This is a genomic window from Accumulibacter sp. (assembly GCF_023806635.1).
Lineage (GTDB): Bacteria > Pseudomonadota > Gammaproteobacteria > Burkholderiales > Rhodocyclaceae > Accumulibacter.
Genome location: NZ_JAMTDQ010000017.1, coordinates 1 through 12303, shown reverse-complemented (window position 1 = coordinate 12303; position 12303 = coordinate 1). Strand labels below are relative to the sequence as shown.

The following is a 12303-nucleotide window of genomic DNA, read 5'->3' as shown; positions in this document are numbered from 1 at the left end:
TCTTTCTCTAGCTCAGGCGCGCGTGACCCAGAGGGTCATCAAGACGAACACGCCGATAATCATCGTAAAAGCGTAGTGGTAAATGTGACCGGTCTGGAACAGGCGAACCATCCTTGCGAACCAGCCGACGAAGTGTGCCGAACCATTGACGATGATGCCGTCGATGAGGCCCGCGTCGCCCCCCTTCCAAAGGCCGCGGCCGAGCAGTCGCGCCCCGCCGGCAAAGAACACCTCGTTGAATTTGTCAAAGTAGTACTTGTTGTCGAGCAGGTTGTATAGCCAGCCAGCCCGTTCCTTTATGGCTGCTGGAATGTCGGGCCGCTTGAGGTAGAAGAACCACGCGAGCGCCACACCGAGGGCAGCCAGCCAGAAGACGGCGGTCGTGAGGGCGTGGGTGGCCATGGCGAAGGCACCGTGGAAGTGATGTGCGAGTTCCTTCATCACCGGATGCGCCACCGCATCAACGAAGATCGAACCCTTGAAGTAGTCGCCAAACAACATCGGTTCGATCGCGACGTAGCCGATGATCACGGAGGGGATCGCCAGCAGGATCAGCGGCAGCGTCATCACCCAGGGCGTCTCGTGCGGCTTCTGGCCGGGAGCAAGGCCGTGGTGATGCGCATCGTCGTGTGCGTCGTCCGAGTGGTGACCGTGGTCATCGTCGTGCCCGCCGGAACTGCCGGCGGGGGTACTTTCCTGTGCATGCGACGGAGCCGCGGCATGGCCGTGCGCGTCGGCGGACGCCTTGCCGAAACGCTCCTCACCGTGAAACACCAGGAAGTACATCCGGAACGAATAGAAGGCGGTGACGAAGACTCCCGCCATCACCGCGAAATAAGCGAAGCGGGCACCTGGGATGTGCGACATGGCGACGGCCTCGATGATCGAATCCTTGGAATAGAAGCCGGCAAAGAAGGGGGTACCGATCAGTGCCAATGATCCGATCAACGATGTGATCCAGGTCACGGGCATGTAGCGGCGCAGGCCACCCATGTTGCGAATATCCTGGTCGTGATGCATGCCGATGATCACCGAACCGGCGGCCAGGAACAGCAACGCCTTGAAGAAGGCATGCGTCATCAGGTGGAAGATCGCCACCGAGTACGCCGAAGCGCCCAGGGCGACCGTCATGTAGCCAAGCTGCGACAGGGTGGAATAGGCGACGACCCGTTTGATGTCGTTCTGGATGATCCCCAGGAAACCCATGAACAACGCCGTCACGGCCCCAATGATGATGACGAAGGAGAGTGCCGTGTCCGACAGCTCGAACAGTGGGGACATCCGCGCCACCATGAAAATGCCGGCGGTGACCATCGTCGCGGCGTGGATCAGGGCGGAGATGGGCGTCGGACCCTCCATCGAATCGGGCAGCCAGACGTGCAGCGGAACCTGCGCCGATTTGCCCATGGCGCCGACGAACAGCAGGATGCAGGTCGCCGTCATCAGGGCGACGCCTTCACCCTGGCCGAAGAGGTGCAGCGTAGTGCCCGCGACTTCCGGCGCCTTGGCAAAAACGGCGGCGTAGTCGAGCGTGCCGAAATGGGCAAGCACCAGCCCGATGCCGAGGATGAAGCCGAAATCACCGACGCGATTGACGAGAAAGGCCTTGAGGTTGGCGAAAATCGCCGTCGGTCGGGTATACCAGAAGCCGATCAACAGGTACGAAACCAGACCGACTGCCTCCCAGCCAAAAAAGAGCTGCATGAAATTGTTGCTCATGACGAGCATCAACATCGAGAAGGTGAACAGCGAGATGTAGCTGAAGAAGCGGTTGTAGCCCGGGTCGTCCTGCATGTAGCCGATGGTGTAGATGTGCACCATCAGCGATACGAAAGTGACGACCAGCATCATCGTCACGGTCAGCTGGTCGATGAGGAAGCCGACTTCGAAGCGATAGCCCCCGGAGGTCAGCCACTGGTACACCGGTCCGTTGTAGGTGTTCCCCGCCAGTACGTCCCGGAAGATCAGAAACGAAGCAAAGCAGCTGATCGCCACGCCGGCGATCGTCACCGTGTGCGCAACCCAGCGGGGGATGACACGGCAAAAGAGACCGGCGATGATCGCACCGACGAGTGGCGCGAGGGGTACGAGCAGGTAGAGCTTTTGCATTTCCATGTTCAACCCTTCAGGCTGTCCAGATCATCCACGTGGATGGTCTTCAAATTGCGGAACAGCACCACGAGAATCGCCAGCCCGATCGCCGCCTCGGCAGCGGCGACCGTGAGAATGAAAAAGACGAACACCTGTCCGGCCAGATCCTGCAGGTAGTGGGAGAAGGCGATGAAGTTCATGTTCACGGCCAGCAGCATCAACTCGATCGACATCATGATGATGATCAGATTCTTGCGATTGAGGAAAATGCCGACGACGCTGATCGCGAACAGGATCGCGCCCAGGATCAAAAAGTGGGACAGTGTAAGCAAGGTGCCTCCCTGATTCCTTCTGCATGCGGTGGTGCGGCTCGCCACCACCTGATCTTTTGCTTTACCCGGCTGCTGCGCGTGATCCGGCTGCTCAACTCAATCCTTCTTCTCGGCCGGCATCTGCAGGACGCGATAGCGATCCCGGGCCTTGACGAAGACCTGCTGCGACGGACTGACTGCCTTGCTCTGCCGCCTCTCGCGCTGGGTAAGCGCGACCGCTGCCACTATGCCAACGAGCAGGATGACCGACGCGAGTTCGAAGGGGTAGACGTAATCGGTAAACAGCAGGCGCCCTACCGCCTGCACATTGCTGTGATCGGCGCTCGTCTGTGGTACCTCGACCTCGAACAGGCCGAGATAATTCCCGCCGAGAACCAGTCCCATCTCGGCCACCATCAGCAAGGCAATGATCGAGCCGAGCGGCAGGTAACTCCAGAAACCCTCGCGCAGACGGTCAAGATTGATGTCGAGCATCATGACGACGAACAGGAACAGGACCATCACTGCGCCGACATAGATCAACACCAAGGCTATGGCGAGAAACTCGGCCTGCAGGAGCATCCAGATACCGCTCGCCGTGAAGAAGGCAAGAACCAGGTACAGCGCCGCATGCACCGGATTGCGCGAGGTAATGACGCGCAGGCCGGCGACGACGAGAATCGCCGCAAGAAAATAGAAAACGAAGGTCCTGAATTCCATCGCGTCGCCCTGTCAACGATATTTCGAGTCGAGTTCGCGGTCGGCAGCGATCTGCGCTTCGTAGCGATCCCCATTCGCCAGCAGCATCGCCTTGGTATAGTAGAGATCGCCGCGTGTTTCCCCGTGGTACTCGTAGATCCTCGTCTCGACGATCGCGTCCACAGGACAGGCCTCCTCGCAGAAACCGCAGAAGATGCACTTGGTCAGATCGATGTCGTAGCGCGTTGTCCGGCGCGACCCGTCGGCACGCTGATCAGACTCGATCGTGATCGCCATCGCCGGACAGACCGCTTCGCACAACTTGCAGGCGATGCAGCGCTCTTCGCCGTTGGGATAACGCCGCAGTGCATGCAGCCCCCTGAAGCGAAAGCTCTGCGGCGTCTTCTCCTCCGGGTACTGGACGGTGATCTTGCGGGCGAACATGTAACGGCCAGTCACCGACAGCCCCTTGATCAGTTCCTTGAGCAGGAGGCTGTTGAAAACGTCCTTCATCGAACCCATGGTGAGCCTCTCACTTCCAGATATTCAGGGGCGACATCATCCAGCAGCCGACGACGACCAGCCAGATCAGGCAAAGCGGGATGAACACTTTCCAGCCGAGACGCATGACCTGATCGTAGCGATAGCGGGGGAAGGTGGCGCGGATCCAGAGGAAGATGAAAAGGATTGCGGAAATCTTCACGAAGAGCCAGAGAATCCCGTCGGGCAGGAAACCAACCGGTGACAACCAGCCCCCGAGAAACAGTATCGAGGTGAGGGTCGACACCAGGATCATGTTCGCGTATTCGGCGAGAAAGAAGACGGCAAAGGCCATTCCCGAATACTCGACGTGGAAACCGACGATCTCCGATTCACCCTCGGCCAGGTCGAAGGGCGCGCGATTGGTCTCGGCGACGATCGAAACCAGATAAACGACGAACATCGGCAGCAGCGGCAGCCAGTTCCATGACAGGAACCCGAGGCCTCTGTCGGCGAAATACCCCTGCCCCTGGCCACGCACGATGTCACCGAGGTTGAGGCTGTTGGAAACCATCAGCACCACGACCAGAGCCAGACCCATCGCCACTTCGTAGGAGATCATCTGTGCCGCCGAGCGCATGCCGCCGAGAAAAGCATACTTGGAGTTCGACGCCCAGCCGGAGAGGATGATTCCGTAAACTCCGATCGAGGTGATCGACATGATGTAGAGCAGGCTCGCGTTGACGTTGGCCAGCACCAGCGTATCGTTGAACGGGATTACCGCCCACGCCGCCAGCGCCGGCGCGAAAGCGAACATCGGCGCGAGCAAGAAGACGGACTTGTCGCAGCCGGTCGGAATGACCACTTCCTTCAGCAGCAGCTTCAGGCCATCGGCGATTGGCTGGATCAGCCCCCAGGGGCCGACCCGGTTCGGACCGATCCGAACCTGCATCCAGCCAATGATCTTGCGTTCCCAGAAAGTCAGGTAAGCGACCGCGAGCAGCAGCGGCGCTATGATCAGAACAATCTTGAGCAGCGTCCAAACGAGCGGGAACACCGGCCCGAAAAGTCCCTGCAGGAACCCTTGCAGCGCATCGACCATCATGCACGCTCCACCGTGATCGCACCGAACATGTCGCCGAGAGCCGCCGTCGATGCATGTGCCGCGGCCACCCGAATGCAGGACGGCGGCGTCGTCTCGTCTACCCGCGCGGCGAGGACGGCCTCACCGGCGCCCTGCCTGACCCGCACCAGGACGCCGTCGGTGAGTCCGAGCGCGTTGAGTGTTTCTCCATTCATTCGCGCCGCCGGTACGGCGGCATCCCGGGTCTGCTGCAGGGCCGGGGCATGACGGGCCAGCAGATCGGCAAAATGGATCGGCACGTCGGCCACGCGCTGCAGGCCGTCACCACTGCGCGGGAGCGCGACGGGCAGCGTCGCCGCCAGCCGGTTGTCGAGCCCGACGACGAACTCGGCGCCCGCAGGGACGATCTCGTCACGTACCTGCTCGCTCGAATCCTGGTCGAAACCGGCCAGCGACAGCAGATTGCCAAGCACCCGGAGCACCTTCCATGCTGGACGGGCCTCGCCGAAGGGACGAACGACGCCGCTGAAACTCTGGACACGACCCTCACAGTTGACGAAGGAACCCGAGGTCTCGCTGAACGGAGCAATCGGCAGCAGTACGTCGGCGTATTCGCGCGCCGAGCCATCGGCGAACGGTGTCAGCATCACAGTCAAGTCGGCCGCCTGCAACGCCGCACGCGCCTGCTGCGGGTTGTGACAGTCGAGCTCGGGCTCGACGCCCAGCAGAAAATAGGCCTTGCGCGGTTGGCTGAACATCTCGTAGGCATTGAGGGCAGTCGGCAATGCCTTCGCCAGATGGCCACCGACGCTGTTGGCACCGTCGCCGATGAAGCCGCAACTGGCTCCCGTGAGCCTTGCCAGCTCACTTGCCAAGACATGCAGCAAGGCTGCCTGCGGACTCTGTTCGGCCACGTTGCCGAGGAAGATGGCGCGTCGCTCTCCCTCAAGCAGGCTGCTGGCGATCGCCTGGCTGGCGGCGCACGGTTCGACATCCTTCAGCCCTGCAGGAATGGGCTCGCCGCGGAGCACCGCTGCCGCCTTGACGACGGCGGCCAGCGCCAGAGGCAACTCGGCTGGGGAAACGGCGCGCTGCGCATGCAGGCGAAGCAGCGGATCATCGCCACCGACCGAAATCAGGCTCACCTTGCCCCACTTCTTCGCCAGCTGACGAAGCCGCTGGGCGAACAACGGGTGATCCTTGCGCAGGAAACTGCCGACCACCAGCGCTGCGTTCAGATCCTTGATTTCGGAAAGCCGCAGGCCGAGCCACGGAATGCCCGCCAGCTTGCCGTCTGCCGAGAAGTCACGCCGCCGCGGGCGGCAATCTACATTTCCCGAGCCGAGGCCACGGGCCAGCTTCTGCAGCAGGTGCAGCTCCTCCAGAGTTGCCTGCGACGATGCGAGCGCTGCCAAGGACTCACCGCCGTTGCGGGCCAGAATATCCTGCAATGCATGGCTGAGATAGTCGAGCGCGACGTTCCAGGCGACTTCGCGCAACTGGCCGTCAACCCGCACCATCGGCTTCGCAAGCCGCAGCGGCGAGTTCAGCGCCTCATAGGAAAAGCGCTCCTTGTCGGAGATCCAGCACTCGTTGACTTCCTCGTTGTCACGCGGCAGAACGCGCATCACGACGTTGTTCTTGACCTGCAGGACCAGATTTGCGCCGACACTGTCGTGCGGACTGATCGACCGGCGTCGCGCCAGCTCCCAGCTGCGCGCCGAATAGCGGAACGGACGCGACGTCAGGGCACCGACCGGACAAAGGTCGATCATGTTGCCGGACAACTCCGAGTCGACCGAGCGACCGACGAAGGTGGTGATCTCCGAATGCATGTTGCGGCTCGCCATTCCCAGCTCCATGACACCGGCGATCTCCTGGCCGAAGCGGACGCAGCGCGTGCAATGGATGCAGCGGGCCATCTCCTGCATCGAGACCAGAGGGCCGACGTCCTTGTGGAAGACGACGCGCTTCTCTTCCTGATAACGCGAAGTGCTGCCCCCGTAGCCGACCGCGAGATCCTGCAACTGGCACTCCCCACCCTGATCGCAGATCGGGCAATCCAGTGGATGGTTGATCAGCAGGAACTCCATCACACCCTTCTGCGCCTTGATCGCGAGTTCCGAATGGGTGAACACCTTCATCCCGTTGGTTACCGGCGTGGCGCACGCGGGCAGCGGCTTCGGAGCCTTTTCCACCTGCACCAGGCACATGCGGCAGTTGGCAGCGATCGAGAGCTTCTTGTGATAGCAGAAATGCGGGATGTAAACGCCCACCTGCTGCGCCGCATCCATGATCGTGCTGCCGTCAGGCACCTGCGCAACCTTGCCGTCGATTTCGATTTCCATCGTCCCGTACCCTAAGCCGTTGCCGTGAAGAAGCCGCTGCCGGCGCGCTGGACATCGACGGGCACGAGGCACTTCCTGTTTTCGATGTGGTAGGCAAACTCGTCGCGAAAATGCTTGATGAAACTCTGCACGGGCATCGACGCGGCGTCGCCGAGTGCGCAGATCGTACGCCCCATGATGTTGGTGGTCACGCTGGCGAGCAGATCGAGGTCGTCCGCCCGCCCCTTGCCATGCTCGATGCGATGCACGACCTTGTACAACCAACTGGTACCCTCACGACAGGGCGTACACTGTCCGCAGGACTCCTCGTAGTAGAAGTACGACAAACGCTCCAGTGCCTTGACCATGCACGTCGTCTCGTCCATGACGATGACCGCCCCAGAACCCAGCATCGAACCCGCCTTGCTGATCGAGTCGTAATCCATGGTGCAATCCATCATCGTCGGACCCGGCACCACCGGTGCCGACGAGCCGCCGGGAATGCAGCCCTTCAGCCGCCGGCCGCCACGCATCCCGCCAGCCATCTCGAGCAGCTTGGCAAATGGCGTGCCGAGCGGCACCTCGTAGTTCCCGGGACGGTTGACATGCCCCGATACGGAGAACAACTTCGTTCCACCGTTGTTTGGCTTGCCCGCCTCGAGGTACTGATCGCCACCCATGTTGATGATGTAGGGCACCGAGGCAAAGGTCTCGGTGTTGTTGATCGTCGTCGGCTTTCCATAAAGGCCGAACGACGCCGGGAACGGCGGCTTGAAACGGGGTTGTCCCTTCTTGCCCTCGATCGACTCCAGCAGGGCGGTTTCCTCGCCGCAGATATAGGCACCATATCCGTGATGGGCAAAGAGGTCGAAGTCGAAACCGGAGCCCAGAATGTTGCGACCAAGGAAGCCGGCTGCTCGCGCCTCTTCGAGAGCCTCCTCGAAGCGCTCGTAGATCTCCCAGATTTCGCCGTGGATATAGTTGTAACCGCGCGCCGCACCCATGGCAAAGCCGGCAATCGCCATGCCCTCGATCACCGCGTGGGGGTTGTAACGCAGGATGTCACGATCCTTGAAGGTCCCCGGTTCACCCTCGTCCGAGTTGCATACGACATACTTGTCGCCGGGAAACGCGCGCGGCATGAAGCTCCATTTGAGGCCGGTCGGAAAACCGGCACCGCCGCGGCCGCGCAACACCGACTTCTTGACCTCGTTGATGACGTCACCCTGGCCGATGCCGGACTCGAGGATGCGGCGAAGGGCGGAATAGCCATCGCGCTTCACATAGTCAGCCAGCCGCCAGGCGTTGTCGCCGTCCAGGCCGACGGTCAGCATCGGATTGATCGCACCGAGAATCGCCATTACTTGAGCTCCGCCAGCAGTTTGTCGATTTGCTCGGGATTCATCCAGCTGCACATGCGACGATTGTTGACGATCATGACCGGCGCGTCGCCACAGGCCCCCATGCACTCGCTTTCCTTTAGCGTGATGAGGCCATCGGGCGTTGTCTCGTTGAAACCGATTCCCAGCTTCCTTTTCAGGTACTCGCCGGCATCGACTCCGCCGGTCAGCATGCACGGCAGGTTGGTACACACCGACAGCTTGTACTTGCCCACCGGTTTCAGGTCGTACATGTTGTAGAAGGTGGCGACCTCATAAGCGGCGATGGGCGCCATGCCGAGGTAGCCGGCGACACATTCGATGGCCTCGCTGGATAGCCAGCCCTGTTCTTCCTGTGCTATCGCAAGGGCAGCCATGACTGCCGACTGTTTCTGGTCGGCGGGATACTTGGCGATCTCGCGATCGATTCTCTTGAGGGATTCTGGAGTGAGCATCAGCGGTCAATCTCGCCAAAAACGATGTCCTGCGAACCAATGATCGTCACCACGTCCGCCAGCATGTGGCCGCGAGCCATCTCGTTCATGGCCGACAGGTGAACGTAACCCGGAGCCCGTATCTTCAGGCGATACGGCTTGTTCGCTCCGTCAGAAACCAGATAGACGCCGAACTCGCCCTTCGGATGCTCGACCCCCGAATACACCTCGCCCTCGGGGACGTGGATTCCCTCGGTACACAGCTTGAAATGATGGATCAGTTCTTCCATGTTCGATTTCATCGCTTCACGGTCGGGCGGCGCAACCTTGTGGTTGTCGGACATCACCGGCCCGGGGTTCTGCCGCAGCCAGTCGATGCACTGCTTGACGATGCGGTTGGACTGGCGCATCTCCTCCATGCGGACCAGATAGCGGTCGTATGAATCGCCCGTGACACCCACCGGAATATCGAAGTCGAGACGGTCATAGACCTCGTAAGGCTGCTTCTTGCGCAGATCCCAGGCGATGCCCGATCCACGCAGCATCGGTCCGCTGAAACCGCGTTGCAGGGCACGCTCCGGCGTGACGATGCCGACATCGACCAGACGTTGCTTCCAGATGCGGTTATCGGTCAAGAGGGTCTCGTACTCGTCGAGCAGCTTGGGAAAGCGGCTGACGAAATCGTCGAGGAAGTCAAGCAGAGAACCGCTGCGCGCCGCATTGAACGGCCTGATCTGCGCCGCACTCTTCCACTTCGACTCCTGGTACTGCGACATGCGGTCGGGAAGGTCGCGGTAGACACCACCCGGGCGGTAATAGGCGGCATGCATCCGGGCGCCGGAGACGGCCTCATAGGCGTCGACCAGATCCTCGCGCTCCCGGAAGGCGTACAGGACCATTGTCATCGCGCCGACGTCGAGACCGTGACAGCCAACCCACAGCAGGTGATTGAGGATGCGCGTGATCTCGTCGAACATCACGCGGATGTACTGCGCACGGATGGGAACCTCGATCTGCAGCAACCTCTCGATGGCCATGCAATAAGCGTGCTCGTTGCACATCATCGACATGTAATCGAGGCGGTCCATGTACGGCACCGACTGGATCCAGGTCCGCGTTTCGGCCAGCTTCTCGGTCGCACGGTGCAGCAGGCCGATGTGTGGATCGGCACGCACCACCACTTCACCGTCCAGTTCGAGAACCATGCGCAGCACCCCGTGCGCCGCGGGGTGCTGCGGCCCGAAGTTCAGCGTGAAGTTGCGCAATTCAGGCATTGTCGGCATCCCCGTAGGTCGCTTCGCGAACGATCCGCGGCGTGATTTCACGCGGCTCGATGGTCACCGGTTGATAGATCACCCGTTGTTGTTCGGGGTCGTAGCGCATCTCGACATGGCCTGAAATGGGGAAATCCTTGCGGAATGGGTGGCCGATGAATCCGTAGTCGGTGAGGATCCGGCGCAGGTCTTCGTGCCCCGGGAAGACGATGCCGTAAAGATCGAACGCCTCACGCTCGAACCAGTCAGCTGAATTCCAGATCGCCGTCACCGAAGGCACGGCAGGGAAGTCGTCGGCGCTGGCAAAACAGCGAACCCGCAGGCGGCGATTGGTGGCAACCGAAAGCAGGTGCGTGACGGCAGCGAAACGCGGGCCTTCGCCGGGCTCGTGGCCATAGGTCGAGTAGTCAACACCGCACAGATCGACCAACTCGTCGAAGGCCAACTCCGGCTGGTCCCGCAGGGTCTGCATGACATGGAGGTAATCGGGGACCGCCACCTCGATGGTCACTTCACCGAGCGCCACCTTGATGGATTTGAGGCGATCACCGAGATGCTCCTGCAGGTTCTGGCAAAGCGCTTCCAGCGTGGCAGACATGGTCGACTCTCGGTTGTGGGTTGTTCAGCGGGCGATGGTGTTGGTTCGGCGAATCTTGTTCTGCAACTGGATCAGCCCGTAGATCAACGCCTCGGCCGTCGGCGGGCAGCCCGGAACGTAGATGTCGACCGGAACGATGCGGTCGCAACCGCGGACCACCGAATAGGAGTAGTGATAGTAGCCACCACCATTGGCGCAGGAGCCCATCGAGACCACCCACCGCGGCTCGGCCATCTGGTCGTAAACCTTGCGCATTGCCGGCGCCATCTTGTTGGTCAGCGTGCCTGCAACCACCATCACATCCGACTGCCGGGGACTGGGGCGAAAGACGATGCCGAAGCGGTCGAGGTCGTAGCGGGAACAGCCGGCGTGGATCATCTCGATGGCACAACAGGCCAAGCCGAAGGTCATCGGCCAGAGCGAGCCAGTGCGCACATAGTTGATCAGCTTGTCCGCCGTAGTAGTGACGAAACCTTCCTGAAGGATGCCCTCAATGCTCATCGCTCACTCCCAATCCAGTGCGCCCTTGGCCCACGCGTAGACGAAACCGACTACCAGGATGGCGATGAAGACGAGCATCTCGATGAAGCCAAACCACTTCACCGATTCGGTTGCGACGATTTCCCGGAAGATGGTCGCCCACGGCAAAAGGAAGGCCACTTCGAGGTCAAACAGGATGAAGAGGATGGCGATCAGGTAATAGCGCACGTCGAACTTCTTGCGCGCATCTTCGAACGCCTCGAAGCCACACTCATAGGGTGAGAGCTTTTCGCTGTCCGGGCGATGCGGCCCGACGACAAGACCCGCGATGACGGGCGCAAAGCCAAAAGCAACGCCAATCAGGATGAAGACTAGTACCGGGAAATAGCTTTCCAGCATGATCCGCCCCACAAGCGCTTCACTTCAATCCGCAGCCACCCGCCAGAGGCGGCTCCTCATGGTGCCGACGATGAGACTCGAACTCATACGACCGAAGTCACTACCCCCTCAAGATAGCGTGTATACCAATTTCACCACGTCGGCACTACCTCGACAGCGCGAGCTCCGTGAGGGCTGCTGCGTCTCGCTGCTGCCTCGAAACCAGGTCACTTGGGGATATCTTTTGCCTTCGAATCGGCATCCGATGGGCCAGCTCCCTTGTCAACACCGCCCGTCGGCGGCGTCTGAACAGGGGCTGAGTTTACCGCATCCTGCATCACACTGCCAGTCGTTTTTGGCTTGCTGGAAGCCAGGAAAGCCAGCGAAAGACTGGTCACGAAAAACACCGTCGCCAGTACCGCCGTCGCGCGGCTGAGGAAATTGGCCGAGCCGGTCGCGCCGAAAAGGCTTCCCGACGCACCACTGCCGAACGCGGCTCCCATGTCGGCCCCCTTGCCATGCTGCACCAGGACAAGCCCGATCACGCCGACGGCTGCCAGAATGTGCACCATGAGAACCAGAAAGAATAGATAGTCCATATCGCCTCGGACGCCAGCTCACAGCGGACTGCCTGCGGGCACGGCAACGCGGAACAAAAACCGGCGGAGTATAGCCACTTTGCTGGCGTCCGGTCAAATCGGTCCGATCCTCTGCAGCCCTGACGCATGACCCTGCCGAATCGGTCCCGTTTGCCGGGAGCCCCGTTTT

General features: G+C 61.0%; 13 protein-coding genes and 1 tRNA gene. All 14 read right to left on the bottom strand.

Annotated features, from left to right (window positions below; all coding sequences use genetic code 11):
- Window positions 1–12: 12 nt before the first annotated feature.
- The 14 genes from nuoL to secG all read right to left on the bottom strand — a co-directional run bounded on the left by nuoL (window position 13) and on the right by secG (window position 12134).
- Entirely contained in the window at window positions 13–2115 is a 2103-nt protein-coding gene (gene nuoL, locus NFW30_RS02975) for an NADH-quinone oxidoreductase subunit L (protein WP_295350377.1), read from the bottom strand.
- 2 nt (window positions 2116–2117) lie between these two features.
- Window positions 2118–2423 carry an NADH-quinone oxidoreductase subunit NuoK gene (gene nuoK, locus NFW30_RS02970; RefSeq protein WP_034890816.1) on the bottom strand — a complete coding sequence of 102 codons (306 nt, stop codon included), beginning with the start codon at window positions 2421–2423 and terminating at the stop codon, window positions 2118–2120.
- A gap of 96 nt (window positions 2424–2519) precedes the next feature.
- Window positions 2520–3122, bottom strand: a complete 603-nt coding sequence (locus tag NFW30_RS02965) for an NADH-quinone oxidoreductase subunit J (RefSeq protein WP_295350375.1) — start codon at window positions 3120–3122, stop codon at window positions 2520–2522.
- A gap of 12 nt (window positions 3123–3134) precedes the next feature.
- The gene (gene nuoI, locus NFW30_RS02960) at window positions 3135–3623 is read right to left on the bottom strand and encodes an NADH-quinone oxidoreductase subunit NuoI (protein WP_034941368.1); all 489 of its coding nucleotides are present in this window, start codon (window positions 3621–3623) and stop codon (window positions 3135–3137) included.
- A 10-nt stretch (window positions 3624–3633) separates the two neighbouring features.
- A complete protein-coding gene (gene nuoH, locus NFW30_RS02955; RefSeq protein ID WP_295350371.1) occupies window positions 3634–4686 on the bottom strand; it encodes an NADH-quinone oxidoreductase subunit NuoH in 1053 nt (350 codons plus the stop codon).
- Window positions 4683–7013, bottom strand: a complete 2331-nt coding sequence (gene nuoG / locus NFW30_RS02950; protein ID WP_295350368.1) for an NADH-quinone oxidoreductase subunit NuoG — start codon at window positions 7011–7013, stop codon at window positions 4683–4685. Before nuoG ends, nuoH begins: the two co-directional genes overlap by 4 nt.
- Window positions 7014–7024: 11 nt before the next feature.
- Entirely contained in the window at window positions 7025–8326 is a 1302-nt protein-coding gene (nuoF, locus tag NFW30_RS02945; protein ID WP_295350419.1) for an NADH-quinone oxidoreductase subunit NuoF, read from the bottom strand.
- Window positions 8327–8352: 26 nt separating this feature from the next.
- Window positions 8353–8826 carry an NADH-quinone oxidoreductase subunit NuoE gene (gene nuoE, locus NFW30_RS02940; RefSeq protein ID WP_034941357.1) on the bottom strand — a complete coding sequence of 158 codons (474 nt, stop codon included), beginning with the start codon at window positions 8824–8826 and terminating at the stop codon, window positions 8353–8355.
- Window positions 8826–10079 (bottom strand): NADH-quinone oxidoreductase subunit D, encoded by a 1254-nt coding sequence (locus NFW30_RS02935; RefSeq protein ID WP_295350364.1) that lies wholly within the window; start codon window positions 10077–10079, stop codon window positions 8826–8828. Before NFW30_RS02935 ends, nuoE begins: the two co-directional genes overlap by 1 nt.
- Window positions 10072–10677 carry an NADH-quinone oxidoreductase subunit C gene (locus tag NFW30_RS02930; protein ID WP_295350361.1) on the bottom strand — a complete coding sequence of 202 codons (606 nt, stop codon included), beginning with the start codon at window positions 10675–10677 and terminating at the stop codon, window positions 10072–10074. Before NFW30_RS02930 ends, NFW30_RS02935 begins: the two co-directional genes overlap by 8 nt.
- Window positions 10678–10701: 24 nt before the next feature.
- Entirely contained in the window at window positions 10702–11178 is a 477-nt protein-coding gene (locus NFW30_RS02925) for an NADH-quinone oxidoreductase subunit B (RefSeq protein ID WP_295350358.1), read from the bottom strand.
- 3 nt (window positions 11179–11181) lie between these two features.
- Window positions 11182–11556, bottom strand: a complete 375-nt coding sequence (locus NFW30_RS02920; RefSeq protein ID WP_295350355.1) for an NADH-quinone oxidoreductase subunit A — start codon at window positions 11554–11556, stop codon at window positions 11182–11184.
- Window positions 11557–11615: 59 nt separating this feature from the next.
- A tRNA-Leu gene (locus NFW30_RS02915) sits at window positions 11616–11700 on the bottom strand.
- A gap of 62 nt (window positions 11701–11762) precedes the next feature.
- The gene (gene secG, locus NFW30_RS02910) at window positions 11763–12134 is read right to left on the bottom strand and encodes a preprotein translocase subunit SecG (RefSeq protein ID WP_295350353.1); all 372 of its coding nucleotides are present in this window, start codon (window positions 12132–12134) and stop codon (window positions 11763–11765) included.
- Window positions 12135–12303 lie beyond the last annotated feature (169 nt).

Bases quoted from the DNA above. Each gene is read 5' to 3' on its own strand.
- nuoL (WP_295350377.1), bottom strand. From the start codon at position 2,115: ATGGAAATGCAAAAGCTCTACCTGCTCGTACCCCTCGCGCCACTCGTC.
- NFW30_RS02965 (WP_295350375.1), bottom strand. From the start codon at position 3,122: ATGGAATTCAGGACCTTCGTTTTCTATTTTCTTGCGGCGATTCTCGTC.
- nuoI (WP_034941368.1), bottom strand. From the start codon at position 3,623: ATGGGTTCGATGAAGGACGTTTTCAACAGCCTCCTGCTCAAGGAACTG.
- nuoH (WP_295350371.1), bottom strand. From the start codon at position 4,686: ATGATGGTCGATGCGCTGCAAGGGTTCCTGCAGGGACTTTTCGGGCCG.
- nuoG (WP_295350368.1), bottom strand. From the start codon at position 7,013: ATGGAAATCGAAATCGACGGCAAGGTTGCGCAGGTGCCTGACGGCAGC.
- nuoF (WP_295350419.1), bottom strand. From the start codon at position 8,326: ATGCTGACCGTCGGCCTGGACGGCGACAACGCCTGGCGGCTGGCTGAC.
- nuoE (WP_034941357.1), bottom strand. From the start codon at position 8,826: ATGCTCACTCCAGAATCCCTCAAGAGAATCGATCGCGAGATCGCCAAG.
- NFW30_RS02935 (WP_295350364.1), bottom strand. From the start codon at position 10,079: ATGCCTGAATTGCGCAACTTCACGCTGAACTTCGGGCCGCAGCACCCC.
- NFW30_RS02930 (WP_295350361.1), bottom strand. From the start codon at position 10,677: ATGTCTGCCACGCTGGAAGCGCTTTGCCAGAACCTGCAGGAGCATCTC.
- NFW30_RS02925 (WP_295350358.1), bottom strand. From the start codon at position 11,178: ATGAGCATTGAGGGCATCCTTCAGGAAGGTTTCGTCACTACTACGGCG.
- NFW30_RS02920 (WP_295350355.1), bottom strand. From the start codon at position 11,556: ATGCTGGAAAGCTATTTCCCGGTACTAGTCTTCATCCTGATTGGCGTT.
- secG (WP_295350353.1), bottom strand. From the start codon at position 12,134: ATGGACTATCTATTCTTTCTGGTTCTCATGGTGCACATTCTGGCAGCC.